26 protein-coding genes and 2 pseudogenes are annotated in these 26,578 nt (G+C 73.9%); 19 read left to right on the top strand and 9 right to left on the bottom strand.

The annotated features are described in order from the left end of the window. Positions 1–91: 91 nt before the first annotated feature. Positions 92–1,144, top strand: coding sequence for a peptidoglycan-binding protein (locus Talka_RS09595; RefSeq protein WP_143891064.1), 1,053 nt, complete (start codon positions 92–94; stop codon positions 1,142–1,144). A 27-nt stretch (positions 1,145–1,171) separates the two neighbouring features. On the opposite strand, the gene Talka_RS09590 is transcribed toward Talka_RS09595, so the two are convergent. From Talka_RS09590 to Talka_RS09570, 5 genes and pseudogenes are all read right to left on the bottom strand, one after another. Beyond that, a complete protein-coding gene (locus Talka_RS09590) occupies positions 1,172–1,978 on the bottom strand; it encodes an SDR family oxidoreductase (RefSeq protein ID WP_143891062.1) in 807 nt (268 codons plus the stop codon). Positions 1,979–2,001: 23 nt separating this feature from the next. Continuing rightward, positions 2,002–2,255, bottom strand: a pseudogene (locus tag Talka_RS12135) (EamA family transporter); the annotation flags it as partial. 29 nt (positions 2,256–2,284) lie between these two features. Then, positions 2,285–3,088 carry a class I SAM-dependent methyltransferase gene (locus Talka_RS09580; protein WP_143891060.1) on the bottom strand — a complete coding sequence of 268 codons (804 nt, stop codon included), beginning with the start codon at positions 3,086–3,088 and terminating at the stop codon, positions 2,285–2,287. Positions 3,089–3,183: 95 nt separating this feature from the next. Next, positions 3,184–3,684 (bottom strand): annotated as a pseudogene (locus tag Talka_RS09575) (DNA-deoxyinosine glycosylase); the annotation flags it as partial. Further along, positions 3,681–4,532, bottom strand: coding sequence for a TatD family hydrolase (locus Talka_RS09570; protein ID WP_143891056.1), 852 nt, complete (start codon positions 4,530–4,532; stop codon positions 3,681–3,683). The pseudogene Talka_RS09575 and the gene Talka_RS09570, both read right to left, overlap by 4 nt. A 235-nt stretch (positions 4,533–4,767) precedes the next feature. On the opposite strand from Talka_RS09570, the gene Talka_RS09565 reads away from it, so the two are divergent. After that, positions 4,768–5,751 (top strand): Bug family tripartite tricarboxylate transporter substrate binding protein, encoded by a 984-nt coding sequence (locus Talka_RS09565; RefSeq protein ID WP_143891054.1) that lies wholly within the window; start codon positions 4,768–4,770, stop codon positions 5,749–5,751. A gap of 107 nt (positions 5,752–5,858) precedes the next feature. On the opposite strand, the gene Talka_RS09560 is transcribed toward Talka_RS09565, so the two are convergent. Further along, a complete protein-coding gene (locus tag Talka_RS09560; RefSeq protein WP_143891052.1) occupies positions 5,859–6,611 on the bottom strand; it encodes a 2OG-Fe dioxygenase family protein in 753 nt (250 codons plus the stop codon). A gap of 127 nt (positions 6,612–6,738) precedes the next feature. Between Talka_RS09560 and Talka_RS09555 the strand changes: the two genes are divergently transcribed. Beyond that, complete coding sequence (locus Talka_RS09555; RefSeq protein WP_143891050.1) at positions 6,739–7,554, top strand: DUF2189 domain-containing protein; 816 nt, start codon at positions 6,739–6,741, stop codon at positions 7,552–7,554. On the opposite strand, the gene acuI is transcribed toward Talka_RS09555, so the two are convergent. Next, complete coding sequence (gene acuI / locus Talka_RS09550) at positions 7,544–8,539, bottom strand: acrylyl-CoA reductase (NADPH) (RefSeq protein WP_143891048.1); 996 nt, start codon at positions 8,537–8,539, stop codon at positions 7,544–7,546. The two genes, Talka_RS09555 and acuI, sit on opposite strands and share 11 nt — an antisense overlap. A 659-nt stretch (positions 8,540–9,198) precedes the next feature. Here acuI and Talka_RS09545 point away from each other — a divergent pair. Genes Talka_RS09545 through coq7 form a run of 4 tightly spaced genes read left to right on the top strand, consistent with a single transcriptional unit; the run spans position 9,199 to position 13,384 of the window. Continuing rightward, positions 9,199–10,503, top strand: coding sequence for a hypothetical protein (locus tag Talka_RS09545; RefSeq protein ID WP_143891046.1), 1,305 nt, complete (start codon positions 9,199–9,201; stop codon positions 10,501–10,503). 4 nt (positions 10,504–10,507) lie between these two features. Beyond that, complete coding sequence (locus Talka_RS09540) at positions 10,508–11,932, top strand: multicopper oxidase family protein (RefSeq protein WP_143891044.1); 1,425 nt, start codon at positions 10,508–10,510, stop codon at positions 11,930–11,932. Next, positions 11,916–12,692 carry a copper-binding protein gene (locus Talka_RS12305; protein WP_143891042.1) on the top strand — a complete coding sequence of 259 codons (777 nt, stop codon included), beginning with the start codon at positions 11,916–11,918 and terminating at the stop codon, positions 12,690–12,692. Before Talka_RS09540 ends, Talka_RS12305 begins: the two co-directional genes overlap by 17 nt. Positions 12,693–12,715: 23 nt before the next feature. After that, complete coding sequence (gene coq7 / locus Talka_RS09530; RefSeq protein WP_143891040.1) at positions 12,716–13,384, top strand: 2-polyprenyl-3-methyl-6-methoxy-1,4-benzoquinone monooxygenase; 669 nt, start codon at positions 12,716–12,718, stop codon at positions 13,382–13,384. Between the two features lie 92 nt (positions 13,385–13,476). On the opposite strand, the gene Talka_RS09525 is transcribed toward coq7, so the two are convergent. Next, complete coding sequence (locus Talka_RS09525; protein WP_143891038.1) at positions 13,477–13,926, bottom strand: OsmC family protein; 450 nt, start codon at positions 13,924–13,926, stop codon at positions 13,477–13,479. Between the two features lie 205 nt (positions 13,927–14,131). Here Talka_RS09525 and ilvA point away from each other — a divergent pair, with 205 nt between their 5' ends. Next, a complete protein-coding gene (ilvA, locus tag Talka_RS09520; protein ID WP_143891036.1) occupies positions 14,132–15,694 on the top strand; it encodes a threonine ammonia-lyase, biosynthetic in 1,563 nt (520 codons plus the stop codon). A 59-nt stretch (positions 15,695–15,753) separates the two neighbouring features. Here ilvA and Talka_RS09515 read toward each other — a convergent pair whose 3' ends face one another. Beyond that, entirely contained in the window at positions 15,754–16,290 is a 537-nt protein-coding gene (locus Talka_RS09515; RefSeq protein ID WP_185970124.1) for a type II secretion system protein N, read from the bottom strand. 22 nt (positions 16,291–16,312) lie between these two features. On the opposite strand from Talka_RS09515, the gene gspG reads away from it, so the two are divergent. The 11 genes from gspG to Talka_RS09460 are packed head-to-tail and all read left to right on the top strand — an operon-like array spanning position 16,313 to position 26,578. After that, positions 16,313–16,759, top strand: coding sequence for a type II secretion system major pseudopilin GspG (gspG, locus tag Talka_RS09510; RefSeq protein WP_143891032.1), 447 nt, complete (start codon positions 16,313–16,315; stop codon positions 16,757–16,759). After that, positions 16,734–17,207 (top strand): prepilin-type N-terminal cleavage/methylation domain-containing protein, encoded by a 474-nt coding sequence (locus Talka_RS09505; protein ID WP_185970123.1) that lies wholly within the window; start codon positions 16,734–16,736, stop codon positions 17,205–17,207. The genes gspG and Talka_RS09505 overlap by 26 nt, the downstream gene beginning before the upstream one ends. A 5-nt stretch (positions 17,208–17,212) precedes the next feature. Beyond that, positions 17,213–17,620 (top strand): type II secretion system minor pseudopilin GspI, encoded by a 408-nt coding sequence (gene gspI, locus Talka_RS09500; protein WP_143891028.1) that lies wholly within the window; start codon positions 17,213–17,215, stop codon positions 17,618–17,620. Between the two features lie 11 nt (positions 17,621–17,631). Beyond that, positions 17,632–18,240 carry a PulJ/GspJ family protein gene (locus Talka_RS09495; RefSeq protein ID WP_143891026.1) on the top strand — a complete coding sequence of 203 codons (609 nt, stop codon included), beginning with the start codon at positions 17,632–17,634 and terminating at the stop codon, positions 18,238–18,240. Further along, positions 18,237–19,184, top strand: a complete 948-nt coding sequence (gene gspK / locus Talka_RS09490; RefSeq protein ID WP_143891024.1) for a type II secretion system minor pseudopilin GspK — start codon at positions 18,237–18,239, stop codon at positions 19,182–19,184. The genes Talka_RS09495 and gspK overlap by 4 nt, the downstream gene beginning before the upstream one ends. A gap of 43 nt (positions 19,185–19,227) precedes the next feature. Next, on the top strand, positions 19,228–20,469 hold the full coding sequence (gene gspL, locus Talka_RS09485; RefSeq protein ID WP_185970122.1) for a type II secretion system protein GspL: 1,242 nt from the start codon (positions 19,228–19,230) through the stop codon (positions 20,467–20,469). Further along, positions 20,466–20,963, top strand: coding sequence for a type II secretion system protein GspM (gene gspM / locus Talka_RS09480; protein ID WP_143891020.1), 498 nt, complete (start codon positions 20,466–20,468; stop codon positions 20,961–20,963). The genes gspL and gspM overlap by 4 nt, the downstream gene beginning before the upstream one ends. Beyond that, on the top strand, positions 20,960–21,763 hold the full coding sequence (locus Talka_RS09475; protein ID WP_143891018.1) for a type II secretion system protein N: 804 nt from the start codon (positions 20,960–20,962) through the stop codon (positions 21,761–21,763). The genes gspM and Talka_RS09475 overlap by 4 nt, the downstream gene beginning before the upstream one ends. Next, positions 21,760–23,937: a type II secretion system secretin GspD gene (gene gspD, locus Talka_RS09470; RefSeq protein ID WP_143891016.1), complete on the top strand. Its 2,178-nt coding sequence runs from the start codon at positions 21,760–21,762 to the stop codon at positions 23,935–23,937. The genes Talka_RS09475 and gspD overlap by 4 nt, the downstream gene beginning before the upstream one ends. Next, positions 23,934–25,349 carry a GspE/PulE family protein gene (locus Talka_RS09465; RefSeq protein ID WP_143891014.1) on the top strand — a complete coding sequence of 472 codons (1,416 nt, stop codon included), beginning with the start codon at positions 23,934–23,936 and terminating at the stop codon, positions 25,347–25,349. Before gspD ends, Talka_RS09465 begins: the two co-directional genes overlap by 4 nt. 26 nt (positions 25,350–25,375) lie before the next feature. After that, complete coding sequence (locus Talka_RS09460; RefSeq protein ID WP_143891012.1) at positions 25,376–26,578, top strand: type II secretion system F family protein; 1,203 nt, start codon at positions 25,376–25,378, stop codon at positions 26,576–26,578.

Genomic DNA, 26,578 nt, shown 5'->3' with positions numbered 1-26,578 from the left:
CACCGCGCCGGGGTGCTGGCGGCCCGCGCTGCGCACAGCATGCCCGTTTGTCACACACGAAATGCTTTTTAGCTCGGAGGAGCTTGACGTCATGCGTTTGCGCACCCTTACCGTCCTGGCCGGTCTGACCGTGGCCGCCGCCGGTTGCATGTCCACCGCCCCCAAGATCGGCGATGACGGCGCCAAGACCGCCGTCACCGGCGCTGCCGGCGGCGCGGCGTCGCAGAACGCCAACAGCCAGATCGAACGCTGCGAGCGGCCATTTGGCACGGTGGCGCTGGTGGAAAACCAGGACGCGCCCTGGTTCCTCACGCTGCGGGAATACAAGCTCGGCTCGACGATTCCAGTGCTGCGGCTGCTGGTGCAACAGAGCAACTGCTTCATCGTGGTCGAGCGTGGCCGCGCCATGAACAACATGAACATGGAGCGCCAGCTGCAGCAAAGCGGCGAGCTGCGCGACCACTCCAACTTCGGCAAGGGCCAGATGGTGGCGGCGGATTACTCGATCACGCCGGAAATCGTCTTCGATCAAAAGGGCACCCAGCAGATCGGCGCGGCCATCGGCGGCTGGGCCGGGCTGATCGCCGGCGGGCTGCGCAAAAACGAGGCTTCTACCGTGCTGCTGCTGACCGACAACCGCTCCGGCGTACAAGTGGCCGCCGCCGAAGGCAGCTCGTCCAACACCGACTTTTCGCTGGGCGGCGTCATCGGCCTGGGCGGCGTCGGCGCCGGTCTGGGCGGCTACGGCAACACGCCGCAGGGTAAGGTGATCGTGGCCGCCTTTGTCAATGCTTACAACCAGATGATTCAGGCGCTGCGCAACTACACCGCGCAGTCGATGGGCGATCGCGGACTCGGCACGGGCGGGCGATTGCAGGTCGATGGCGCCCCGCAGCCCAAACCTGTGGCAGCCCCAGCCCCGGCGGCTCCGGCCGCGGCGGCAGCGCCAGCGCCCCGCCCGGCAGCGGGCATGTCGCTGCTGGACGCGCAGCGCAAGCTGGCCGCGCTTGGCTACGACGTCGGCAAACCCGACGGCAAGATGGGTGCCAAGACGCGCAACGCACTGCGCGCGTTCCAGGCCAGCCGCAACCTGCCGCAGACCGGCGAGCTCGACGCCGCCACCCAGGCCGAATTGGCCAAGTGATCGCACGCGGTCGCCCACCCGCGCCGTTCAGAACGTGCCCGGGTAGGCCCCGCCGTCGAGCAGGATGTTCTGGCCGGTCAGATAGCCGGCGTGCACGCTGCACAGGAACGCGCAGACGGCGCCGAACTCCTGCGGCGTGCCGAAGCGCCGCGCCGGGATCTGCGCCAGCTGCGCCGCGCACACCTGTTCCAAGGTGCGGTGGCTTGCCTGCGCCGCCGCCTGCAGCGTGGCGCGCAGGCGGTCGGTGTCGAACTTGCCGGGCAGCAGGTTGTTGATCGTCACGCCGCGCGCGGCGAGATCCCCTCGCGCCAGTCCAGCGACGAAGCCGGTCAGGCCGCTGCGCGCGCCGTTGCTCAGGCCCAGGATGTCGATCGGGGCCTTGACGGCGCTGGAGGTGATGTTAACGATGCGGCCAAAGCCGCGCGCGGCCATGCCGTCCACCGTGGCCTTGATCAGCTCGATCGGCGCCAGCATGTTGGCCTGCAGCGCCGCCAGCCACTGCTCGCGCCCCCACTGGCGGAAGTCCCCCGGTGGCGGCCCGCCGGCGTTGGTGACGAGGATGTCCACGTCGCGCCCCGGCCCGTCCGGCGCGCTCCACAGCGCGGCGCGCCCATCCTCGGAGGTGACGTCGGCCGCCACCGTGACGATGCGGTTGGCGGCGCCGGGTGGCAGCTCGGCGCGCAGCCGCGCGGCGGCCTGCTGCAGCGCCTCGGCGTCGCGTGCGGCCATCACGACGTTGACCCCCTCCAGCGCCAGCGCCCGCGCGCAGCCCCACCCCAACCCGCGGCTGGCGCCGCACACCAGGGCCCAACGTCCCGCAATGCCCAGGTCCATCGTCGCTCCTTCCTTGCGTCTCGTCAGCGCGGCGCGGCGTCCGCCCGGCTGACCCACAGCACCCCGGCCAGCACCAGCGCCGTGCCGGCCACGATCCACGCGTTGAACGGTTCGCCCAGCACCACCACCCCAGCGCCACGGTGGACAGCGGCCCGAGCAGACCGGTCTGGGCGGTGAGGCCGGCGCCGATGCGCTCGATGGCCAGCATCACCATCACCACCGGCGCCGCGGTGCACAGCACGGCGTTGAGCAGCGACAGCCCGAGCGCTGACACCGCCGCGTCGTCGACCGGATGGCTGGCTGCGTTCATGGCTGCACCGGCTGCAGGCTGCGCAGCCACTGCGGCGCGGGCAGGCGCCAGCGCGCGCGGATGACGTCGGCGCGCGCGGCCAGCTGCGGGCGCGGCGGGCGCTGCGGCGTGCGCTGCGCCAGCACCACCGTGTTGCCCTCGCGCGTCGGACGGAACGCCCACAGCGCCTCGGCGCCGAACGCCTCGGCCAGCGCCGCCAGCGACCGCTCAAAACGCGCGCAGCGGCCAAACAGATTCACCGTCATGCAGCCCTGCGGCGTCAGCAGCGCGCGCACGTCGGCGTAGAAGGCCGCGTCGTCCAGCACCGGCGCGGCGGCCTCGTGGTCGTAGAGGTCGACCTGCACGGCGTCGAAGAAGCCCTGCCACGGCGCGTGGCGCACCCACTCGGCGGCGTCGCCGACGATCACGCGCAGCCGCGGCCCGTCGTCCGGCAGGCGGAACCACGCCCGGCACGCCGTCACCACCTGCGGGTTGAGCTCCACCGCGGTGGTGTCCATGCCGAGCCGGCGGTGGCAGAAGCGCGTCAGCGCCCCGGCCCCCAGCCCCAGCTGCAGCGCGCGGCGCTGGGCGACGGTGTCCGGCTCGACGAACAGCAGCCAGGCCATCATGCGCTGCACATACTCCAGCACGATGGCGTCGGGCTCGCGCAGGCGCATGCTGCCCTGCACCCACGGCGTGCCGAGGTGCAGGTGGCGCACGCCGCCCTGTTCCGACAGCGTGACCTCGGGCAGCTCGCCAGCGCCGCCGCTCACGCTCGCCCCCCACGGCTGGCCGCCGCCACGGTTCCTTCGCCGGGGCATACCGCAACTTGGGGATCCCATCCGGCGGCAGGGGCGTTCGGCCCTGGGTCGAGGGCCACCCCCTCTTCCGCCTGCGGCAGCCAACCCGCCAGCGGCACCCCGTGCGCGGCCAGCGCCTGCGCCCAGGCGGCCAGCTTGCGCGGCAGCGTCCACGAGGCGTTGGCCGGACTGGTCGAGGGCAGCCGCTCCACCGCCACGCCCAGCGCCCGGGTGCGGCGCGCGTGGCGCGCGCTTTCGCCGCCGTTGTGCAGCACGGCGCGCAGCTGCGGGCAACGCTGGCGCAGCAGCGCGAGGTCGTTCGGCTCGGCCTGCTCGATGGCGCGGTCCAGGCTGCCCGGGCGCACGCAGCGCGCATACACGTCCCACAGCCCGATGCCGTGCGCCAGCAGCGCCGCCAGCCGCTCCTCATACGGCAGCGCCGGCAGCGGCACGCCGAGCAACCGCGCCAGGATCGGCCAGAACTGGTTGCGCGGGTGCGCGTAATACTGCCGCGCCTGCAGCGAGGCCACGCCGGGAAAGCTGCCGAGCACCACCACCCGCGTGCGCGCGTCCAGCACCGGCGGCAGGCCGTGCAGCCAGTCAGCGCCGCCGCTCATCGCGCCGCCTCCGCCGCGATCAGCGCGCCCAGCCGCGGCAGCGCCTGCGCCGCGTTGGCAGCGGTGGCGCGCGCCAGCTCCAGCGGCTCCAGCCCGCGCAGCGCCGCCAGCGCCGCGCCGATGCGCGGCAGCTCCGCCGGCGTGTTGCGCGGCGCCGGGCGGCCCGCGGCGCGCTCGGCCGCCGGCACGTAAAGCCACTGTGGCGGGATGTCGGGCGCGTCGGTCTCCAGCACCAGCGCCTGAAGCGGCAGCTGCGCCACCAGCCGGCGCAGCCGCTGCGCCGCCTCGAACGTGGCCGCCCCGCCGAAGCCGAGCCGCAAGCCCAGCGCCAAGAGCGCCTGCGCCTGCTGCGCGCTGCCGTTGAAAGCGTGCGCGATGCCGCCGACCAGCCCGCGCCCGGCCTGCCGCAGCGCCGCCGTCACCGCATCGACGCTGCGGCGCACGTGCAGGATCACCGGCAGGCCGTGGCGCTGGGCCAGCGCCAGCTGCGCGCGCAGGAAGGCGAGCTGCTTGCCGCGCAGCGGCTCGGTGGCCAGTTCCGGCACGAAGAAGTCGAGCCCGATTTCGCCCACCGCCACCAGCCGCGGGTCAGCGGCCCAGCGCGTCAGGCAGTCCTCCAGCGCCGCCAGGTCCGCCTCATCCGCCTCCGGCACGCACAGCGGGTGGATGCCCAGCGCATACACGTCGCCCAGCTCGTGCGCCAGCACGCGCACGCGCGCAAAGTCAGCCGCGCGCACCGCCGGCAGCACACACCACGCCACCCCGGCGGCGCGGGCGCGCGCGCGCTCCGCCGCGGCCTGCGCGCCAAATTCCGGCGCGTCCAAGTGGCAATGGGTATCGATCCACATCGGATGGAAGATTATCCGCAAGCGCCGCGCCACCCACTTGCCCCGCGCGCGACGACGAAGCGACGCACCGAGCCAGCCGTTGGCAGTGCAAAACGCGCTACCATTGGCAAACGCTTAAGCTTGCTTCATGGCCTTGCGTCGCGACCGCCGGCACCGAGATGGGATGGCCCGGTCGGCGGTTGCGCCGCTCGTTCACCTTTGACACAACCCTCGTTAGGCTCGCCTCGCTTTCTCGATGTCGTCCGCCTTCACTGCCCGCCGTCGATTTCTGGCCCACATCGCCCGCGCCGGCGCGCTGCTGGCCGCGCCGTGGCTGGCGCACGCCGACAGTCGCACCGTCAAGATCCTGGTCGGCTTTCCACCGGGCGGCGGCACCGACGCCATCGCGCGGCTGCTGGCCGAGCCGCTGCGCGAGGCGCTGGGCGTGCCGGTCATCGTCGAGAACCGCGCCGGCGCCGGCGGCCAGCTGGCGGCGCAGGCGCTCAAGGCCGCCGCACCGGATGGCACGACGCTGTTCCTGACGCACGACCACAGTGTCTCGATCCTGCCGCTGGTGACGCGCAACCCTGGATTCGACCCGGCGCGCGACTTCGTCGCCGTCGGGGGCTTGGCCACCTTTGTCAACGCGCTGGCGGTTTCCGGCGGCACCCCGGCACGCTCGCTGCGCGAGTTCGCCCAGTGGGTGCGCGCGCAGGGCGGCAAGGCCGCGGTGGGCATTCCGGCGCCGGCGTCGGTGCCGCAGTTCCTCGTGCAGGTGCTGGCGCGCCAGCAGCAACTCGATCTGGTGCCGGTGCCTTACCGCGGCAGCGCGCCGATGATGGCCGACATGCTCGGCAACCAGATCCCCGCCGGCGTCGGCTCGATCCCGGACTTCATCGAAAACCACCGCGCCGGCAAGCTGCACGTGGTGGCGGTGATGGGGCGCCAGCGCCAGCCGGCGCTGCCGGACGTGCCGACCTTTGCCGAACTGGGCATCGCCGGTTTCGAGGAGGTGCCGTTCTACGGCCTGTTCGCCCCCGCCGGCACGCCGGCGGCGACGCTGGCCCAGCTGGATGCGGCGCTGGCCAAAGTGATCGCGCAGCCGGCGGTGCGCGAGCGGCTGACCGCGATGGGCCTCAACGTCGGCCACATGAGCGGCGAGCAGCTGGCCGCGCGCGAGCGCGCCTACCGCGAGGTGTGGGCGCGCATCATCCGCGACAGCGGCTTCCAGCCGCAGTGAGGGCCCGCCACCGCGCGGGGCGGCGGACGACGTCGCCCTGACGAGGCGGGCCGGCCCGACCCGCGTGAACGGCCGGCGGACGCGAGGGCCGATCGGGTCGGCCGCCGTCACACCCCTTCGTCGTCGCCGAGGAAGCCGCCGCCGCGCACCGTCAGCACCAGCGTGTCGCGCCAGCCCAGCTCGCCTTCGCGCAGCGGCTGGATCGGCGTGGTCTCGTGGATCATGCGCGCGTCGTCCAGCAGCAGCGCCGACCACGGCTCGGTGAGCGTGAAGCGCTGCCCGCGCGGCCCGTCGGCCTCAAAGACGCGGCTCTCGCCGCCCTTGATCGCGTGGCGGCGCAGCAGGAACACCGCCACCACGTCCACGCCGTCGCGGTGCGCGCCTTCCGGGGTGGGCCGACCGATGCCGCCGGTGGTATCGATGCGAAACGAATGCGCCTCGACGAACCACGGCTGCGGCCCGCGCAGCGCGCTGGCCAGCCGCGCCACGCCAAGCAGCAGGCGCGGCCAGGCCGGCTGCGCGGTCAGCGCCGGGGTCAGCGGCGCGAACCAGCGCCGCATGCCGCCGTGCAGCGCGTTGTATTCAACCGGCTGGTAGTGCGCCCGATGCGGCACCGGCTGCACCGCCTCACCGTCGATGCGGTAGCAGCCGTGGCGGCGGCGGCGGTAGCGCCCGCCGTCCTTCAGGTACTCGTCCGGCGGCAGGTCGTCCCAGGCCGGCTCCAGCGCTTGCAGCGCCTCCGCCGGCACGCCCAGCCAGGCACGCACGCCAGCAGCGTCCAGCACCGCAAAGCCTTGGTTCTGCAAGGCCATCAGGCAGTCATTCGGTGAGGTGTAAGGGGGTGACCACAGCGCGCTCATGCGCTGCACAGTGTAGCCGCTGGCCGCCCGTCCTCATGACGCCTGAGGGTCAGCCCGCTGGACAAAGCCCAGCGGTTGCGCTACGGTGCTATTGATTTAAATCAATCTGAGGCACGGAGGGCTTGCGATGGCGACCATTCCTCAAGACGCGCCGGAGCCGGCGGCAGCGGCACGCGAGTCGGTGTTGGATCTCAAGCTGGCGGCGCTGCAGCCCAGCGACCCGCTGCGCTGGCTGGCGCGCGGCTGGGCGGACTTCCGCCGCTGCCCGCGCATCGGGCTGTTCTACGGCGCGTGCTTTGCGCTGATGGGGCAGGCGCTGTGGCAGGCGTTTTTGCACGCGCCGGCCTACGTGCTGGCGCTCAGCGCCGGCTTTCTGCTGGTGGGGCCGTTTTTCGCGCTGGGGCTCTATCACGCCAGCCGGGCGCTGGAGCGCGGCGAGACCCCGTCGCTGCGCGCCTCGCTGGTGGCGTGGCGGCCCACGCTGTCCACCATGGCCATCTTCGGCGGCGTGCTGCTGATCCTGGAGATGCTGTGGGCACGCGCCGCGATGGTGGTGTTTGCGGTGACGATGAACACCATGCCGTCCAGCAGCAACATGCTGGCCGCGCTGCTGAGCTGGGACAACCTCGAGTTTATCGTCAGCTACCTGGCGGTGGGGGCGATCTTCGCCGGGCTGATCTTCGTCAGCAGCGCGATCTCGATCCCGATGATCCTGGACCGCCAGACCGACGCGGTGTCGGCGGCGCTGACCAGCCTGCGCGCCTGCCTGGCCAACCCCGGCGTGATGCTGCTGTGGGGTGCGCTGATCACGCTGCTGTGCGGGCTGGCGATGGCGCCGGCCTTCCTCGGGCTGCTGGTGGTGGGGCCGGTGCTGGGTCATGCCACCTGGCACGCTTACCGGCACATCGTGCCGGCCCCCAACCGCCCCGACCTCACGCGTTGACGTCCACCACCAGCCGCCCGCGCACCCGGCCGGCCAGCACCTGCGGGGCCGCGGCGATCGCCTCCTCAAGCGCGATGGTGCGCGTCATCGACTGCAGCGTCGCGGCGTCGAAGTCGCGCGCCAACCGCTGCCAGGCCGCCTCGCGCCGCGCGCGCGGCGCCATCACGCTGTCGATGCCGTAGAGCGTGACGCCGCGCAGGATGAACGGCGCCACCGTGGCCGGAAAGTCCATTCCCTGCGCCAGCCCGCACGCTGCCACCGCGCCGCCGTAGCGCGTGCTGGCGCAGGCGTTGGCCAGCGTGTGGCTGCCGACCGCATCCACGACGCCGATCCAGCGCTCCTTCTGCAAGGGCTTGCCGGGAGCCGCAAGCGTGGCGCGGTCAATCACCTCTGCGGCGCCCAGCGCGCGCAGCCATGCCTCCTCCTGCGGCCGGCCGGTGCTGGCCACCACCCGGTGTCCGGCGCGCGCCAGCAGCCGCACCGCCACGCTGCCAACGCCGCCGGCGGCCCCGGTCACCAGCACGTCGCCGCTGCCGGGCGCCACCCCCTGCGCGGCCCAGTGAGCCTCCAGCGCCTGCACGCACAGCGCGGCGGTGTAGCCGGCCGTGCCCAGCGCCATCGCGTCCCACGCCGTGAGACCCGCCGGCAGCGGCAACAGCCAGTCGGCCCGGACGCGGGCGCGCTGCGCCAGCCCGCCCCAGTGCAGCTCGCCGACGCCCCAGCCGTTGAGCAGCACCGCGTCGCCAGGGCGAAAGCGGGGATCGTCACTGGCCTCCACCGTGCCGGCCAGGTCGATGCCGGGCACCATCGGAAACTGCCGCACCACCGGCGCGCGCCCGGTGATCGCCAGCGCATCCTTGTAGTTCAGCGTCGAATACGCCACGCGCACCGTCACGTCGCCCGCGGGCAGCCGCGCCTCGGGCAGCTCGGCCAGCGTGCAGGTCTGGCCGGCGTCGGTCTTGTCGATCAACAGGGCACGCAACATGGGGGCTCCTCGTCACCTCAGACCATCCGATGCCGGCATTCTGGCACGTGGGACCTCTGGCTGGACGCCCCCGATCCGCGACCGCCTGTCACTGGCGCGACGGCGGCGCTGGGCGCACTCCCAGCTCCCGCTATGCGCTTCCCGTGGGATGCACGTTGGGCGCGTTTGGCCTAAGATCGGCGTATGCGTCGTGCGCTGGTTTGGTGTTTGCTCGCCCTGCTGCCGTGGCGGCTGTGGGCGTACGACGCTATGGCGGTGCAACACACCCAAGGAGCCTTGGCCACGGCTTGGGTTGGCTTTTCCGAGCGGACGTCCCAAAGCGGTGGCTCGCAGCCCGCCGACTCGCATCACGCGCAGCCTTGCCATGCCGTAGGCGATCACAGTGGCACGCCAATCGACGGCGGTTCGACCCAAGCCGCCCCAACCCACGCCGGCTGCGTGGCCTGCGACCTTTGCCACAATCCGCTGGGTGCGGCCACCGTGGGGTTGGCTTGCCTGCCCGCGCCGCCGCAAGCCTGGCAGCGCCACGAGCCTAAGCCTCGGCCAACCCACATCCCCCCGCCCCCTCGCAAGCCCCCGATCGTCTAAAGCGCCCCTGATTGCGGGCGGCGTGCGCCCCTGCCACGCCGTCCCCTCGTGGACGCTTTAAGGAGCTTGCGATGACGTCTCTTCCCCCCTCCTGGCGGTGGCGCTGGGGAGTGGGGTTGGCGACTGCCGTGGCGGCGTTGGCGCTGGGCTTCCGTGCCCAGACCGCGCACGGCCACGGCAATCCGCCACCCCAGCCCGCGCCCACCGCCCACACACCCGACCCCGTCGCCGACTGGCGCGCGGCCAACGAGGCGGTCGGCGCCTTCCCGCGCGGACACGCCGACTTGATCGAATGGGAGCGCGCGCGTGGCCTGCACCGCGCGCCCGACCCCGAGCCGGTGGCGGCCCAACCGTGGACACTGGATGACGTGGCGCGCGCCGCCTTGAGCCAGCGGCCCGACCTGCGCCTCGAACCCGGCCTCGGCCCGCTGGAGCAGGCGCAACGGCGCCGCGCCGCCGCCGAGGCTGTGCTGCAGGCGCAAGCGCTGTGGCTGCGGGCGCTGGCCGCGCGGGCCGAAGCCGACTCGTGGCGCGAGACGCTGGAGGCGGCGACATTGGCCGCCGAGCTGGCCACGCGCGCGCAGCGCGCCGGCAATCTCAGCGCCGAGCGTGCACTGCGCGAGACCCTGCCGCTGCAGCAGGCCGAGGCGGCCCTGCGCGCCGCCGAGCAGGCCGAGCGCACCGCTTGGGTGCGGCTGTGGCAGCGCCTGGGCGGCGCGGACGAGGCGCGCTCGCTGCGCCGCCTGGCCCCGGCCACGCTGCCGCCCACTCCCCCGACGCTGCAGTCGCCCGAGCCCCCGATCGACGCCTTGCGGCAAGCCCGCGCAAACGACCCGCAATGGACGATGCGCTGGAGCGACCACCAGCGCGCCGAGGCGGCGCTCGACCCCGCCGAGCGCGCGCGCCTGCAGGCCGCTTGGGCTGACGAGGTGCGGCGCCACGCGCCGCAGGCTCCGCAGCCCGCAGACGGCACGCCACGCTGGCCCCATGCGTGGGAACGGGCGCTGCAGGCCGCGCTGGCGCTGCAGCAGCTCCAGCGCCAGCGCGACGGCGACCTGCACCTCGCCTGGCAGGCACGCCGCGCTGCCGACGCCGAAGCCTCCCGCTGGCGCACGCAGCGCCTGCCGGCGGCGCGCCTTCTGGAAGAGGAAACCCTGCTGCGCGTCAACGGCATGCTGGCCAGCCCCTGGGAGCTGCTGGCCGCGGTGCGCGAGCGCCAGCAGGCCGAGCGCCAGGCGCTGCGCGCCGAGCTCGAGGTCTGGCTGGCCGAACTGGCGCGCCAGGCGGTGCTGGCCGGCCTGCCGTGGCAACCACCCGGCCTCGGCCTCGCCCCCGCCGTCGACGCCGCCGCCTCCACCCCTGCGAAAGGACACTGACGCCATGCAACGCCGACGCTTCTTCACCCACGCGCTGGCCGGCGTGGCCGGCGCCTTGGCCGCCGCGCCGGTGGCGCGCGCGGCGCTGGCCGCGGTGCCGGAGCCGGTCTCGCGCACCGACCCGGCCACCGCCGTCCCTTGGCTGCCGCCCGGCGTCACCGGCGCCGGGCGCCCCTACCGCCCGGTCGTCACCCTCAACGGCTGGACGCTGCCGTTTCGCCTGAAGGACGGCGTCAAGGAATTCCACCTCGTCGCCGAGCCGGTGGTGCGCGAGCTCGCGCCCGGCATGGTCGCGCATCTGTGGGGCTACAACGGCGCGAGTCCCGGTCCGACGATCGAGGTCGTGGAAGGTGACCGCGTGCGCATCTTCGTCACCAACCGGCTGCCGGAGCCCACCACCATCCACTGGCACGGCCAGCGCCTGCCCAACGGCATGGACGGTGTGGGCGGCCTCAACCAGCCGCCGATCCCCCCCGGCCAGACCTGGGTGTACGAGTTCGTCGCCCGCCGGCCCGGCACCTTCATGTACCACCCGCACGCCGACGAGATGGTGCAGATGGCCATGGGCATGATGGGACTGTGGATCACGCACCCGCGCCAGCCGCATCCGTGGATCGCCGACGTGGAGCGCGACTACGCCTTCCTGATCAACGCCTTCGACATCACGCCCGGCGCGCGCACGCCCAACGTCAACACCATGCTGGACTTCAACCTCTGGGCGTGGAACAGCCGCGTCTTTCCTGGCATCGACCCGCTGCTGGCGCGCCTGGGCGAGCGCGTGCGCGTGCGCATCGGCAACCTGACGATGACCAACCACCCTATTCACATCCACGGCCTCGAGTTCGAGGTCACCGGCACCGACGGCGGCCCGGTGCGGCCCGAGGCGCGCTGGCCCGAGGTGACGGTGGACATCGCCGTCGGACAGATGCGCCAGATCGAGTTCGTCGCCGACGAGGAAGGCGACTGGGCCATGCACTGCCACAAGAGCCACCACACCATGGGCCCCATGGGCCACGGCGTGCCGACGCTGATCGGCGTCGATCACCGCGGGCTGGTGCACCGGCTGCAGCGGCTGGCGCCGGACTGGATGGCGATGGGCGAGCGCGGCATGGCCGACATGGGCGCCATGGAGATGCCGCTGCCGGACAACACGCTGCCGATGATGACCGGGCAGGGCCCCTACGGCCCGATCGAGATGGGCGGCATGTTCACGGTGCTGAAGGTGCGCCGCGACCTGCCCACCGGCAGCCTGAGCGACCCGGGCTGGTACACCCAACCACCGGGCTCCCGGGCGCGCCCGGTCGAGGGTCAGGCCGCCCCGCCCGCCCCCCACCCGGCCCACGGGGCCGTGGAACCCCCGTCCGCCACCCCGGCGGCCCCTTTCCAGGCCCGCAAACCCCAAGGAGGTCACCATGGCCACTCGCACTGAATCCTTGCCTCTTCGCCGCACGCTGCTGGCCGGGCTGGCGGCGCTGCCGCTGGCCTGGCCCGCCGCCCGGGCCGCCGAACCGCCCGGCCCGCTGGTGGAGGTCTGGAAGGATCCCAACTGCGGCTGCTGCAACGACTGGATCGCGCACCTGCAGGCGCACGGCCTGCGCGTGCGCGCGCACGACACCGGCAACGCCGCGCTGCGCCAGCGCCTGGGGCTGCCGGCGCGCTACGCCTCGTGCCACACCGCGCGCGCCGGCGGCTACGTGATCGAGGGGCACGTGCCGGCGCCCGACATCCTGCGCCTGCTGCGCGAGCGCCCCCCAGCGCTCGGGCTGGCGGTGCCGGGCATGCCGGTCGGCAGCCCCGGCATGGACGGCCCCGAGTACGGCGGCCGGCGGGATCCATACGACGTCCTGCTGGTGCAGCGCGACGGCTCAAGCCGCGTCTGGGCGCGCTACCCCGGCGGCGGCCTGCGCCCGGTGCAGGCGCACGGGCACGAGACCCATGGCGCCGCCGGTGGCGCGCCCGTGGTCAGCGACTGGGTCGATGGCGAGGTGCACCGCATTGACCTGGCCGCGCGCAAGATCACGCTGCGTCACGGCGAGATCGCGGCGTTGGCGATGCCGCCGATGACGATGGTGTTCCAGGTGCGCGATGCGGCGCTGCTGCAGGGCCTGCAGCCGGGGCAGCGGGTGCGCTTCCGCGCCACCCAGGTCCACGGCGCCTACCTCGTGACCGAGATCAAACCGGGGTCTTGAACGCGCGGCTACGATGCGTCGCCATGAATACGCTCGTCGATGCCACGCTGATCGCCGCCGACAACGCCCTGCGCACGCTGCTGGCCCCGCACCGCGCCGCGCGCCCGACGCCGCAGCCGCCAGCGGAGCTCGCCGCCCAGACCGCGGCGCTGTCGGACGGCGAGCGGCGTCTGAGCGGCGCGCTGATGCGCGTCAACCACGTCGGGGAGATCTGCGCGCAGGCACTCTACACCGGGCAGGCGTACGCGGCGCGCCTGGGGCGGCGCGGCACGCCGGCGGAGCGCGAGCGCACCGCGCGCCACCTGGAGGCCGCGGCGCAGGACGAGACCGATCATCTGGCTTGGTGCCAGCAGCGGCTCGACGAGCTGGGCGAGCGCCGCTCGCTGCTGTGCCCGCTGTGGTACGCAGGGGCGTTCGCGATCGGCGTGGCCGCCGGGCTCGCCGGCCGCGGCGTCAGCCTCGGCTTCGTCGTCGAAACCGAGCGTCAGGTCGAGGCGCACCTGGACGGCCACCTCGACCGCCTGCCGCCGCAGGACCACGCCTCGCGCGCCATCGTGCAGCAGATGAAGGAGGACGAGATCCGCCACGCGCGCGACGCGCTGCACGCCGGCGGCGTGGAGCTGCCGGCGCCGGTCCGGTGGGCGATGCGCGCCGCCGCCAAGGTGATGACGACGGTGGCCCACCGCATCTGACCGGACGCGCAGCGGGGCCGGCTTCGCCGGCGGCGTGACCGCCAGGCTCGCGCCGAGGGGCCCGCGCGGATGCGGCCGCCGCCCGCCGGCGCTCAGCCCTCGACGACCTCGAAACTGGTCGTGATCTCGGCGGTCTTGCCGAGCATGATGCTGGCCGAGCAGTACTTCTCGTGGCTGAGCTCGATCGCGCGCGCCACCGCCGCCTCCGGGATGCCACGGCCCTGCACGACGAAGTGCATGTGGATCCGCGTGAACACCTTCGGGTCGGTCTCGGCGCGCTCGGCCTTCAGCTGCACCTGGCAGCCGCGCACGTCGTGGCGGCCGCGGCGCAGGATCAGCACCACGTCGTAGGCGGTGCAGCCGCCGGTGCCGGCCAGCACCAGCTCCATCGGCCGCGGCGCCAGGTTCGCGCCGCCGTGCTCCGGGCGCTGCGCGTCGGGCGCGCCGTCCATCGCCACCACGTGGCCGCTGCCGGTGCGGGCCACGAAGCCCATGCCCGTGCCGAGCCCCAGACCACCGCCCCACGCCACTGTGCATTCCATCGCTTTTGCCCCCGCGGGCCGCGCACGGCCCCATGTTGCACCGCAATATAAGCCGTGTATAATACGGCTCGTTGTCTCCTCTGCCCTCAAAAGGGTGGTTCACAAGCCCAAGTGGTCTGTCCGCTTGGGCTTTTTTTTGCCTCTCGGCGCCCCGTATGATACGGCTCCTTGGCCGCACGCCGCGCGCGGCCATGGCCCGCCGATCATGAGCACCCACGCAAACCTCACCCCGCAGGACTACCTCAAAAAAATCCTTACCGCTCGCGTTTATGACGTGGCGCGCGAAACGCCGCTGGAGCCGGCGCGCAACCTCAGCCGCCGCCTGCACAACAAGGTGCTGCTCAAGCGCGAGGACCAGCAGCCGGTGTTCAGCTTCAAGCTGCGCGGCGCCTACAACAAGCTGGCGCACTTGTCGGCTGAGCAGCTGCAGCGCGGCGTCATCTGCGCCTCGGCCGGCAACCACGCACAGGGCGTGGCGCTGGGCGCGCACAAGCTCGGCGCGCGCGCCGTCATCGTCATGCCCACCACCACGCCGCAGGTCAAGATCGACGCCGTGCGGGCGCTGGGCGGCGAGGTGGTGCTGCACGGCGACAGCTATTCGGATGCCGCGCAGCACGCCGCGGAGCTGGCGCGCCGCGAGGGTCTCACCTTCGTGCACCCGTTCGACGACCCCGACGTCATCGCCGGCCAGGGCACCATCGCGATGGAGATGCTGCGCCAGCTGCAGGGCCTGGGCTCCAACCGGCTCGACGCGGTGTTCGTCGCCATCGGCGGCGGCGGCCTGATCGCCGGCGTGGCCTGCTATCTCAAAGCCGTGCGGCCCGACATCCGCGTCATCGGCGTGCAGATGAGCGACTCGGATGCCATGCTGCGCTCGGTGCGCGCGGGCCAGCGCGTGCAGCTGGCCGACGTCGGGTTGTTTTCGGACGGCACCGCCGTCAAGCTGGTCGGCGAGGAGACCTTCCGCATCGCGCGCGAGCTGGTCGATGACTTCGTCACAGTGGACACCGACGAGGTCTGCGCCGCGATCAAGGACGTCTTCGTCGACACGCGCAGCATCGTCGAGCCGGCCGGCGCGATGGCGGTGGCGGCGATCAAGAAGCACGTCGCCGGGCGCAAGACGCGCGGCGAGACCTACGCCGCCATCCTGTGCGGCGCCAACATGAACTTCGACCGGCTGCGCTTCGTCGCCGAACGCGCCGAGGTCGGCGAGGAACGCGAGGCGCTGTTTGCCGTCACCATCCCCGAGGAGCGCGGCAGCTTCCTGCGCTTCCTGCAGGCCATCGGTTCGCTGCCCGGCGGCCCGCGCAACGTCACCGAGTTCAACTACCGCATCCACGACGCCAGGGTGGCGCACGTGTTCGTGGGCCTGACCACCCACGGCAAGGGGGAAAGCGGCAAGATCGCCGCGGCCTTCGAGCGGCAGGGCTTCGCCACCCTGGACCTGACGCACGACGACCTGGCGCAGGAGCACATCCGCCACATGGTCGGCGGCCACTCGCCGCTGGCGCAGGACGAGCGGCTGCTGCGCTTCATCTTCCCGGAGCGGCCCGGCGCGCTGCTGAAGTTCCTCACGTTGATGCGCCCGAGCTGGAACATCAGCCTGTTCCACTACCGCAACCAGGGCGCCGACTACGGCCGCATCCTGGTCGGCCTGCAGGTGCCGCCGAAGGACGCGCGGGCGTTCGAGCGCTTCCTGCGCGAACTCGGCTACCCCTACGTCGAAGAGACCGACAACCCGGTCTACCGGCTGTTCCTGCGGGGGTGAGGGAGGGACGCGGCGCCCCCGCTCGCCGCACGGCTGCGAAGCGTGGGCTGACGACCGCCTCAACCGCCGGGCGGCGGCGCCGCAGTCGATGCCGCCGGCCGCACCGGCGCGGGCAGTCGCACCACCTCGCCGCCCTGCGGCGGGCTCAGCCACACCCCGTCGCGCTCGATGCGCTGCACGCGCCAGCCGTCCGGCAGCGCCGCACCCGCGCGGTAGGGCCTGGCGGGCTGGCCGTCGGCAGCGAGCAGCGCCGCGCCGCGCCCGCCGCCATCGGCCACCAAACCGAGTAGGCGCCACGCCGCGCCAGCAGCGGCTACGGCAGCCGGCGCCGGCGGCGGGGTTGCGGCCACGCCCTCCCCACCGCCCAGCGCCCGGGCCATCGTCTCCGCCTGCGCGACCGGGGCCGACGACGGCGGCGGCGCCGCAGGCGCCACGCCCTGCGCCTGCCCCCACAGCCGCCAGCCCCACGCCGCCGCGAGCCAGCCGGCCACCCCCCACGCGAGCAGCGCGGCCAGCGCGGGCAGCCGCGCCCGCCCATGCGCGCGGCAGCGGCAAACGGGCGGCGGGCGGACAGGGGGAACGGCAGGCGGCGTCATGGGCTGCATTATCATCGTTGCCATGACATCCGCCTGCGCGCCTGCACCCTCCGCCCGCCGCGTCCTGCGGGGCTTCACGCTGATCGAGCTGCTGGTCATCCTCGTCATCATCGGGGTGCTGGCGGCGCTGATCGTGCCCAACGTCATCGGCCGCGCCGAGGAGTCGCGCGTCACCGCCGCGCGCGCGGACGTGGCCAACCTGATGCAGGCGCTCAAGCTCTACCGGTTGGACAACCAGCGTTATCCCTCGCAGGAGCAAGGTCTGCAGGCGCTGGTGCAGCGGCCAACGTCGGGGCCGCCCGCGCCCAACTGGCGCCCGTATCTCGATAAATTACCGAACGATCCTTGGGGCCGCCCCTATCAATACCTGAACCCTGGTGTGCACGGCGAGGTGGATGTGTTTTCGCTCGGCGCCGACGGCCAGCCCGGCGGCGAGGGCGCTGATGCCGACATCGGCAGCTGGCAGTGACCCTGCGCCCGCCTGGGGCCCGCGGCGCCCGCGCGGGCTGACGCTGCTGGAGCTGCTGGTGGTGCTGGCCATCGTCGGCATCGCCAGCGTCGGCGTCGTGCAGGCGTGGCGCGGCGACGCCGACCGGCGGCTGGATCGGCTGGCGACCGAACTGCGCGACCAGATCGAGGCCGTGCGGGCGCTGGCGCGCGCCAGCGACACCCGTGCCGAGCTGGCCTGGGACGCCGAGGGCCTGCGCTGGCGCGGCCTGCCGGAGGGCGCGCTGCCCGAACTGCCGCGCGCGCGCCCGTGGCCGCTCGAGAACGTGGCGCTGACGCTGGAGCCGCCGCAGCCGACGCTCAAGCTCGGCACCGAACCGATGGGCCCGCCGTGGCGGCTGACGCTGCGCCACGGCGAGCGCACGCGCACGCTGGCCTTCGACGGCTGGGGCGCGGTGCGCGTGGAGTGAACCGCATGGCGCCCGCACCCGCCGCAGCCCCCCGCCCGGGCGTCCCGCGCCGCCGGAACCCCGGCGGCTTCACGCTGGTGGAGGTGCTGGTGGCGCTGGCGATCGTCGCCACCGCGGCGCTGGCCGCCCAGCAGGCCGGCCAGGCCCTGCTGCGCACCGCCGAGCGCCAGCCGGCCCAGTGGCTGGCACAGCTGTGCGCGCACAACGCGCAGGTCGCGCTGCGGCTGGAGCCGGCCTTCCCGCCCCCCGGCACGCGCGAGCTCACCTGCACGCAGGGCGGCGTGGAGCACACGGTGCAGATCGCCATCGACCCAACGCCGAACCCGAGCTTTCGCCGCGTCGAGGTGCGCGTGCGGCCTGCCGGCAGCGACTTGGTGCTGACGCGGCTGACCACCGTGCTCGGCCGGCACTGACGGGGCCGACGATGCGCCGCGCCGGGGGCCTGACGCTGATCGAGCTGCTGACCGCGCTGGCGGTGCTGGCGCTGCTGGCCACGCTCGGCTGGCGCGCGCTAGACGGGCTGCTGCGCGTGCGCGAAGCCACCGAGGCGCGCAGCGCCGCGCAGCTCGGCTGGGCCGACGTACTGGCGCAGTGGCAGCGCGATCTCGACCAGATGGTGATGCCGGCGGACGGCGCCATCGACCCGCCGCCGGCCTGGTCGCTGCAGGGTGGCACGGTGCGCCTGCTGCGCCACGCCGCCGACGGCGCCGGCTGGCAGGTGGTGGCGTGGGCCGCGGTCGATGATGGCGGACGCTGGGCGCGCTGGCAGTCGCCGCCGCTGACCACGCGGGAGGCGCTGGCGCAGGCGTGGGCGCAGGCCCCGCAGCGCGTGCGCGCCGACGGCGTGCGTACCGTGGCCATCAGCGCCGCCGAGGTGCGGGTGTGGGACGGCGCGCAGTGGAGCCCCGCGGGCGCCGAGGGGGTACCCCCCGCCGCGGTGCGGCTGGTGCTGGTGCCGGCCGCCGGCACCGGCTTCGACGGCGCCCTGACGCTGGACTGGGCCTCCGCCCGCGTCGCCGGGGGCAAGTCGTGAGGCGCACGCGCGGCGCGGCGCTGCTGATGGCGCTGATGCTGATGGCGGTGGTGGCCACGCTGGGGGCCGCCGCCTGGAGCCTGCAGTGGCGCGCCTGGGCCGTGGAGCGCGCCGCGCGCGACCAGGCGCAGGCCGCGTGGCTGCTGACCGGGGCGCTGGACTGGGCGCGGCTGATCGTGCGCGAGGACGGTCGCGCCTCGCGCACCGACCACCTGGCCGAGCCGTGGGCGGTGCCGCTGCAGCCGACGCGCCTGTCCACCTTCCTGCGCGCCAGCGCCGACGACGGCGCCGACGTGCTGGACGACGCGTGGCTGGCCGGCCGTATCGAAGACGCGCAGGCGCGCCTGAACTGGCGCAACCTCATCGACGTCACCGGTGCCACGCCGCGCCTCAACCCCATGGCGCTGGCGGCGTTCGAGCGACTTTACGCGCAACTGGATCTGCCCCCAGAAGAGTTACGCGCAGTAGCCGAAGCGTTGCAGCAAGCCTGGCCCGCCGGGCCGCAGCGCCCGGCGCGACACCCCTTGCCCGAACGCGCCGCTGACCTGCAAGCGCTGGGCTTGAGCGCCGCGAGCTGGGCGCGACTGGCCCCGCACACCATTTGGCTGCCGCAGCCAACGCCGGTCAACCTCAACACCGCCGGCCCCGTGGTGCTGCGCGCCGCCATCGCCGGGCTGGACGGCGCCGAAGCGCAGCGTCTGCTCGCGCTGCGCAACCAGCGCCCGTTCGAGCGCACCGAAGCGCTGGTGGAAGCGCTGCCACGACTGGCGGCCTCATGGCAGCCCGCGCTGCTGAGCGTCAGCAGCCAGCACTTTCTCGTCACCGGACAGCTGCGGCTGGGCGAGCTCACTGTGCAGCAGACCGCGCTGCTGCGCCGCAATGGAGCGCGGGTGGAGGTGCTGTGGCGCCAGCAAGGCGTGGCCGGGCCCGCCAGCCTGCCTTGAGGCGGTGCTATGCTTGCCGCGCCGCGACGTTGCCGCACCGCCGATGCTGATTTTGCGCCCCGTTGACCGCTGCGCATCCGAGACCGAACCCGCCGGCGCTACGCCGCAAGCTGCGCCATCGGCTTGGCATTGGGCCCGTTTGGATGCCTCCGGCGCGGTGCAGGCTCAGGGGCGCGCCCCTGCGGATGAGTTGGCCGCTTTGGGTCGCCGCGAGCACGTCGCGCTGGCGCTGCCCGTCGGCTGGCTGGCATGGCATGCGGTGGCCTTGCCCGCCCAGCGTGCGGCTCGAACACCCCAGGCGCTGGCCGGCTTGTTGGAAGACGAGGTGCTGGATCCCCCCGACCGGCTGCACTGGGCGTTGGGGCCGGCGGCGCCACAGGGCCACACCTGGGTCGCCGTGACGCGCGAAGAGCGCCTGCACGCCACCGTGGCGGCTTTGCAGGACCTTGGGTGGACCGTGCAGCGGCTGCTGGCTGAAAGTTACCCTCAGCCCGCGCCGGTGCTGTGGGTGCACGCGCTGGACGGCGCGCCGATGGCGGTGCTGGCCGGGCCGCACGGCGTGGCCGCCGTGCCGCTGACCGACCTCGACGCACTGCTGCCACCCGGTATGCCGCAGGACGACGACCAGGCCGCCCGCGACGCATGGTCGGCCTCGCTGACTTACACCGCCGATCCAGCCGCCTTCGACGACGCGCGCGCAGCGCGACCGCAGGCCCCCTGGCAGGCGCTGCCGGCGGCGCGGCGCTGGGCCGACGCTGGGCGCGACAGGCCGGATCTGGCGCAGTTTGCCTGGCGGCGGCGCATCGGCGGCGCGGGGTGGCAGCGGGCGCTGCGCGCCATGCGCGCCGTCGGCACCGATCCGGCCTGGGCGCCGGCGCGCTGGGGCGTGGCGGCGGGGGTCGCCGTCCCGCTGCTGGCCGTGCCGCTGGCCGCCTGGCAGGCGCGTCAGGCCGAGCGCGCGCTGCACGCCGAGACCCAGCGCATCGCGCGCGCGGCGCTGCCGCAGGCGCCGGTGCTGCTCGACCCGCCGCGCCAGCTTGCGCAGGCGCTGGCCCGGCTGGGCGGACCGGCGGCCCCCGGCGTGCTGGAGCGCTGGCTGCACGCCTGGGGCGCGCTGGGCGGGCCGCCGCCGCAGCAGGTGCGTCTGCAAGGGGATCGACTGGAACTGCGCTGGGATGCCGCCCCGCCCGCCGCGCAGGTGCGCGCCGCCGCCCGCGCCGCTGGGCTGACCGTGACCGAGGACAGCGGCCCGGTGTGGCGGCTGCAAGCGGAGGCCGGGCAATGACGGCGGTCCGCGCCGCGCTGCCGACGCTCACCGCGCGCCTGCCGGCGCCGCTGCGTCGGCACGCCGGCCTGCTGCTGGCGCTGGGGCTGCTGCTCGCGTGGGGGTTCGGCGTGGCGTGGCCCGCCTGGCGCGCGCTGCAGCAGGCCCCGCAGCGGTTGGCGCACGCCCAGGCCCAGGCGCAGCGCACCGCCGCACTGGCGCAGGCGCTGGCCGAGCGCAAAGCCGCCGCCGACGCCAGCACCGCTCTCCCTGCCACGCTGGAGGCGGTGCGCGCGCTAACCCAGGAACGGCTTGGCGCCAGCGCCCAAGTGCGCGCCGACGACGGTGGCGGCTGGCGCGTCGAGCTGGCCGGCGTGCCGGCACAGGCGCTGGCGCACTGGCTGGTGGCCGTGCGCGAGCGGCTGGCGCTGCAGGTGGTCGAACTCGACCTGCAGCGCGAGGGCGAGCTCTGGCGCGGCCAGGCGCGCCTTGCCCCCATGGGAGGCGCCCAGTGAACGCGCGCGGCTCCCGCCCCCCCTGGCGCGCCGCGGCGCTGGGCGCGCTGTTGGGCGTGCTGGTTGCCAGCGTCGCCTGGGCCCCGGCGCGCTGGGCCGACGTGGCGCTGGCCGCCGCCAGCGACGGCCGGCTGCGGCTGCTGCAGCCGGCCGGCACGCTGTGGGCCGGCTCCGGCGTGCTGCGCGTGGCCGGCGACGGCGCGGCGCTGACGCTGCCTGGGCGGCTGCGCTGGACGCTCTCGCCCGACCTCGCCACCCTCGGCGCGCGCCTGACGCTGCAGCCCGACGCCACCGCCGACGCGCCCTGGCGCGCCACGCTGGCCCGGCGCGACGGCGGCTGGTGGCTGCAGGCCGAACCGTGGCAGGCCCAGCTCGATCTGGCCTGGCTGCAGGCGCTGGGCGCGCCGTGGAACACCTTCGGACTGCAAGGGCGCGCGCACCTGGCGCTGCCGGCGCTGCGCTGGCCGCTTAGGGCGCCCGCCGCCGCAGCCACGGCCGCCCCCGCCTCGGTCACCGTCGAGCTGCTCGACGTCGCCTCCGCCGTCAGCCCGCTGCGGCCGCTGGGCAGCTACCGGCTCACCCTGCAGGCCGCACCGGGCGCCGCGCCGACGTTCGAGCTGGCCACGCTGCGCGGCGACCTGCGGCTGCAGGCCAGCGGCGGCTGGCCCGGCGGCCGGCTGCAGCTGCAGGGACTGGCCGAGGCCAACCCCGATCGGCTCGAAGCCCTGTCCAACCTGCTCAACCTGCTGGGCCGCCGCGACGGCGCGCGCGCCCACCTGCGCATCGGAAACCCCGCATGAACGACGCCACCCTCTCCGTCCGCCTGGGCCGCGCCGCGGCGCGGGCGCTGCTGGCGGCGGCGCTGGCCGGCCCGCTGGCCGCGCAGACCCCGCCGCCGGCGATCCGCCCCGGCCAGCCGATCACGCTCAACTTCGTCGAGGCCGAGATCGAGGCCGTGGCGCGGGCGCTGGCCGTGGCCACCGGACGCGCCATCGTCGTCGATCCGCGCGTCAAGGGGCCGCTGACGCTGATCACCGAGTCGCCGGTGCGCCCCGCCGCAGCGCTGGCGCAGTTCGGCGCCGAGCTGCGGCTGCGCGGCTTCGCGCTGGTGGAGTCGGCCGGGATCCTGAAAATCGTGCCGGAGGCCGAGGCCAAGCTGCTCGGCGGCCCGGTGCTGACCGAGGAGCCGGCCCCGGCGCGCGACGGCCTGCTCGTCACGCAGATCTTTCGCCTGCAGCACGAGAACGCCAACCACCTGCTGCCGATCCTGCGCCCGCTGATCAGCCCAAACAACCCGATCACCGTCAACAACACGCACAACGCCCTGGTCATCACCGACTACGCCGACAACCTGCAGCGGCTGGCGCGCATCATCGCGGCGCTGGACGTCGGCACCGCCACCGACCTGGAGGTGGTGCCGCTCAAGCACGCCATCGCCACCGACGTGGTCGGCTGGCTGCGCCAGCTGCTCGACGACGACGGCGCCCCCGGCCCCAACCGCACGCCGGGCGGGCCGCGCACCACGGTGCTGGCCGACCCGCGCAGCAACAGCCTGCTGCTGCGCGCCAGTCACCCGGCGCGGCTGCAGTTGGCCAAAGCGCTGATCGACAAGCTCGATCGGCCCAGCGCTGCCAGCGCGGCGGCCAACATCCATGTGGTGTATCTGCGCCACGCCGACGCCGTGCAGCTGGCCACGACGCTGCGCGCCGCGCTGGCTGGAGCTGCCGGCGGCGCGCCCCCCGCTGCAGACGGCGTCGCCACGAATCCGAGCACGAGTGCAAGCGTCTCGCCCAGCGGCTCGACGACGTCGGTCAACGCTGCGCCCGCCGCCGCCAGCGTCAACGTCTCCAGCGCCGGCGCTCGTCTCAACGCCAGCGCGCCCGCCAGCACCGCGGCAACAGGCGGTCAGGTGCAGGCCGACCCTGCCAACAACGCGCTCATCATCACGGCGCCGGAGCCGCTGTATCGCGAGTTGCGACGCATCATCGACTTGCTCGACGTGCGCCGCGCGCAGGTATATGTCGAAAGCCTCATCGCCGAGGTCAGCGCCGAAAAAGCCTCCGAGATCGGCGTGCAGTGGCAAAGCATCATCGGGCGCAGCGGCGACGGCGCCATCGGGCTGCTCGGCACCAACTTCGGCAGCGGCGGGGCCAACATCCTTAACTTGGCCACGCAAAATGGCGGCCAGGGCCAGTTGCCGGCGCCGGGCTTCAACATCGGCCTGGCGCAGCGCATCGGCGGCACTTATGTGCTGAGCGCCTTGGCCCGGTTTCTTGAAACCCAAGGCGACGCCAACATTCTTTCCACCCCGACGCTGCTGACGCTGGACAACGAAGAGGCCAAGATCGTCATCGGTCAGAACGTGCCGTTCATCACCGGGCAATACACCGCCAACAACAGCAACCAGGGCGCGGTCAACCCGTTTCAGACCATTGAGCGGCGCGACGTTGGCCTGACGTTGCGCGTGCGGCCGCAAATCCAGGATGGCGACACGGTGCGGCTGCAAATCTTTCAAGAAGTCAGCAGCGTGCTGCCGAGCTCCATCAACAACCCCAGCGGTCTGATCACCAACAAGCGCTCGATTGAATCCACCGTGCTGGTGGAGGATGGCGGCATCGTCGTGCTGGGCGGGCTGCTGCAGGACGAGTTTGGCGGCAATCAGGACAAGGTACCGGGGCTAGGCGACGTGCCGGTGCTGGGTCACTTGTTCCGCAGCGAAAAGCGCTCGCGCAAAAAAACCAACCTGATGGTGTTTTTGCGCCCGGTGGTGGTGCGCGACGCGCGCGCCGCCGACGCGCTGGCGCTGGACCGCTACCAGTGGATGCGCAGCCTGCAGCAGCAAGCGCAACCGCAACCCAGCCGCCTGCATCCCATCCAGGACGCCCCGCTGTTGCCGCCCAGCTGGCCCGGCGTGGCCATCCCCGCCGACGCGGCCGTCCCGGCACCGCCTTCCGCTGCCCCGACCGCGCCATGAACCCCGCCTATCCGCTCCCCTACCCCTGGGCGCGCGCCCACGGCGTGCTGCTGCACGTGGACCGCGGCGAGCGCTGGCTGATCGTGCGCGCCGACACCACGGCCCCTCTGCCCACCGCGCAGCTGACCGCCATCGCCGAGGCGCAGCGCGTGCATGGCCCCTGCCGGCTGCAGCGCGAACCCGCCGCCGCCTTCGACGCCCGGCTGCAGGCCGCCTACGCCGACGGCAGCAGCACCGCTGCGGCCATCGTCAGCGAGGTCGAAAGCGAAGCCGACCTGTCGCGCCTGATGCAGGAGCTGCCGCAGATCGAGGATCTGCTCGAAGCCGCCGACGACGCGCCGATCATCCGCATGCTCAACGCGCTGCTGACACAGGCGGTGCGCGAGCGCGCCAGCGACATCCACATCGAGCCCTACGAGCGCCACTCCAGCGTGCGCTTCCGCGTCGATGGCACGCTGCGCGAGGTGGTGCAGCCCAACCGCGCGCTGCACGCGGCGCTGATCTCGCGCCTGAAGATCATGGCCGAGCTCGACATCGCCGAAAAGCGCCTGCCGCAGGACGGCCGCATCGCCCTGCGGCTGGGAGGCCGCGCGGTGGACGTGCGCGTCTCCACCCTGCCCAGCGCCCACGGCGAGCGCGCGGTGCTGCGCCTGCTGGACAAGTCCGACGGCGTGCTCAGCCTCGAGGCCGTCGGCATGCAGGGCGCCACGCTGCAGGCGTTCGAGCGGCTCATCGCGCAGCCGCACGGCATCGTGCTCGTCACCGGCCCCACCGGCAGCGGCAAGACCACCACGCTCTACGCGGCGCTGAAGCGCCTGGACGCGCAGCGGCTCAACATCATGACGGTGGAAGACCCGATCGAATATGAGCTGCCCGGCATCGGCCAGACGCAGGTCAACCCGAAGATCGACCTGACGTTTGCCACGGCGCTGCGCGCGATCCTGCGCCAGGACCCCGACGTCATCATGATCGGCGAAATCCGCGACCAGGAGACCGCGCAGATCGCCATCCAGGCGTCGCTGACCGGCCACCTGGTGCTGGCCACGCTGCACACCAACGACGCGCCCAGCGCCGTCACGCGCCTGGTGGACATGGGCATCGAGCCGTTTTTGCTGGCGAGTTCCCTGCTGGGCGTGCTGGCGCAGCGGCTGGTGCGCAAGGTCTGCCCGGCCTGCGGCGGCGCCGGCTGCGCCGACTGCGGCCAGGCCGGCTACGCCGGGCGCACGGGGCTGTTCGAGCTGATGGTGGTCGATGAGGGCCTGCGCGCCCTGATCCACGACCGCGCGCCGGAAGCCGCGCTGCGCGCGCACGCGCTGCAACACGGCCTGGTGCCGCTGCGCCAGGCCGGCGACGCGCTGGTGGCGCAGGGCGTCACCACCGCCGAGGAAGTCTGGCGCGTGACGCGCGACTGAGCGACCCCAAGCCCTGCCGACCCGCGATGCCGACCTTCCGCTACCAGGCCCTCGACGCGCACGGACGGCGCCAGCGCGGCACGCTGGCGGCCGAACACGCGCGCGCCGCGCGCGCCCAGTTGCGCGCGCAGGGTCTGGTGCCGCTGCAGGTCACGGCGCTCGAAGGAGCGGCCCCGGCCCGTGGCGGCGCGCCCCGCTGGCCGGCGGCGCGGCTGGCGACGTGGACGCGGCAATTGGCCGCGCTCGTGGACAGCGGCCTGCCGCTGGAGCGGGCGCTGGCCGAACTCGCGCGCGAGGCCGACGACGCCGCGCAGCAGGCCCTCGTCGCCGAGCTGCGCGCCGAGGTCAACGCCGGCAGCACGCTGGCGGCGGCGCTTGCGCGCCATCCGCGCGTGTTCGATGCGCCGTACCGCGCGGTCGTGGCCGCCGGCGAAGCCAGCGGGCGCCTGGGCACCGTGCTGCAGCGCCTGGCCGACGAGCGCGAGGCCACCGAGGCGCTGCGCCAGCGCATCCTGTCGGCGCTGCTGTACCCGGCCATCGTCACCGCCTTCGCGCTGGTCATCGTGGTGTTCCTGATGACCTACGTCGTGCCGCAGGTGGCGCAGGCGTTCGCCAGCGGCCAGCGCGCGCTGCCGACGCTGACGGTGCTGGTGCTGCAGGCGAGCGCCTGGCTGCGCGGCTGGGGCTGGACGCTGCTGCCGCTGCTGGCCGCTGGGGTGGCGGCCTGGCGGCTGGCGCGGCGGCAACCGGCGGCGCGGCTGGCGCTGGACCGCACGTGGCTGCGCCTGCCGCTGCTGGGGCGGCTGGCGCGCCAGCTCGACGTGGCGCGGCTGGCCGCGACGCTGGCGCTGCTGGTGCAGGCCGGGGTGCCGCTGCTGCGGGCGCTGGCCACCGCCGCCGACACGCTGCGCAACACCGCACTCCAGCGCGACGTGCACGAAGCACTGGCGCTGGTGCGCGAAGGCGCGCCGCTGGCCGCGGCGCTGGCCACGCGCCCGGCGCTCGCCGGCCTGCTGGTGACGTTTGCGCGGCTGGGCGAGCAGACCGGCCAGCTCGGCCCCCTGCTGCAGCGCGCGGCGCAGCAGCTGGCCGACGACGCCCAGCGCCGCCTGCTGCGGCTGACCACGTGGCTGGAGCCGCTGCTGATCATCGCCATGGGCGGCGTGGTGCTGCTGATCGTGCTGGCGGTGATGCTGCCGATCATCCAGCTCAACCAGCTGGTGCGCTGA

The sequence above is a fragment of the Tepidimonas alkaliphilus genome (assembly GCF_007556595.1).
In the GTDB taxonomy this organism is placed as follows: Bacteria; Pseudomonadota; Gammaproteobacteria; order Burkholderiales; family Burkholderiaceae_C; genus Tepidimonas; species Tepidimonas alkaliphila.
The sequence above is the reverse complement of the archived record's forward strand: the minus strand, read 5'-3'. Positions and strand labels throughout refer to the sequence as shown.

Coding starts and splice junctions, on each gene's coding strand:
- Talka_RS09595 (WP_143891064.1), top strand. CDS start 92: ATGCGTTTGCGCACCCTTACCGTCCTGGCCGGTCTGACCGTGGCCGCC.
- Talka_RS09590 (WP_143891062.1), bottom strand. CDS start 1,978: ATGGACCTGGGCATTGCGGGACGTTGGGCCCTGGTGTGCGGCGCCAGC.
- Talka_RS09580 (WP_143891060.1), bottom strand. CDS start 3,088: ATGCCCCGGCGAAGGAACCGTGGCGGCGGCCAGCCGTGGGGGGCGAGC.
- Talka_RS09570 (WP_143891056.1), bottom strand. CDS start 4,532: ATGTGGATCGATACCCATTGCCACTTGGACGCGCCGGAATTTGGCGCG.
- Talka_RS09565 (WP_143891054.1), top strand. CDS start 4,768: ATGTCGTCCGCCTTCACTGCCCGCCGTCGATTTCTGGCCCACATCGCC.
- Talka_RS09560 (WP_143891052.1), bottom strand. CDS start 6,611: ATGAGCGCGCTGTGGTCACCCCCTTACACCTCACCGAATGACTGCCTG.
- Talka_RS09555 (WP_143891050.1), top strand. CDS start 6,739: ATGGCGACCATTCCTCAAGACGCGCCGGAGCCGGCGGCAGCGGCACGC.
- acuI (WP_143891048.1), bottom strand. CDS start 8,539: ATGTTGCGTGCCCTGTTGATCGACAAGACCGACGCCGGCCAGACCTGC.
- Talka_RS09545 (WP_143891046.1), top strand. CDS start 9,199: ATGACGTCTCTTCCCCCCTCCTGGCGGTGGCGCTGGGGAGTGGGGTTG.
- Talka_RS09540 (WP_143891044.1), top strand. CDS start 10,508: ATGCAACGCCGACGCTTCTTCACCCACGCGCTGGCCGGCGTGGCCGGC.
- Talka_RS12305 (WP_143891042.1), top strand. CDS start 11,916: ATGGCCACTCGCACTGAATCCTTGCCTCTTCGCCGCACGCTGCTGGCC.
- coq7 (WP_143891040.1), top strand. CDS start 12,716: ATGAATACGCTCGTCGATGCCACGCTGATCGCCGCCGACAACGCCCTG.
- Talka_RS09525 (WP_143891038.1), bottom strand. CDS start 13,926: ATGGAATGCACAGTGGCGTGGGGCGGTGGTCTGGGGCTCGGCACGGGC.
- ilvA (WP_143891036.1), top strand. CDS start 14,132: ATGAGCACCCACGCAAACCTCACCCCGCAGGACTACCTCAAAAAAATC.
- Talka_RS09515 (WP_185970124.1), bottom strand. CDS start 16,290: ATGACGCCGCCTGCCGTTCCCCCTGTCCGCCCGCCGCCCGTTTGCCGC.
- gspG (WP_143891032.1), top strand. CDS start 16,313: ATGACATCCGCCTGCGCGCCTGCACCCTCCGCCCGCCGCGTCCTGCGG.
- Talka_RS09505 (WP_185970123.1), top strand. CDS start 16,734: ATGCCGACATCGGCAGCTGGCAGTGACCCTGCGCCCGCCTGGGGCCCG.
- gspI (WP_143891028.1), top strand. CDS start 17,213: ATGGCGCCCGCACCCGCCGCAGCCCCCCGCCCGGGCGTCCCGCGCCGC.
- Talka_RS09495 (WP_143891026.1), top strand. CDS start 17,632: ATGCGCCGCGCCGGGGGCCTGACGCTGATCGAGCTGCTGACCGCGCTG.
- gspL (WP_185970122.1), top strand. CDS start 19,228: ATGCTGATTTTGCGCCCCGTTGACCGCTGCGCATCCGAGACCGAACCC.
- gspM (WP_143891020.1), top strand. CDS start 20,466: ATGACGGCGGTCCGCGCCGCGCTGCCGACGCTCACCGCGCGCCTGCCG.
- gspD (WP_143891016.1), top strand. CDS start 21,760: ATGAACGACGCCACCCTCTCCGTCCGCCTGGGCCGCGCCGCGGCGCGG.
- Talka_RS09465 (WP_143891014.1), top strand. CDS start 23,934: ATGAACCCCGCCTATCCGCTCCCCTACCCCTGGGCGCGCGCCCACGGC.
- Talka_RS09460 (WP_143891012.1), top strand. CDS start 25,376: ATGCCGACCTTCCGCTACCAGGCCCTCGACGCGCACGGACGGCGCCAG.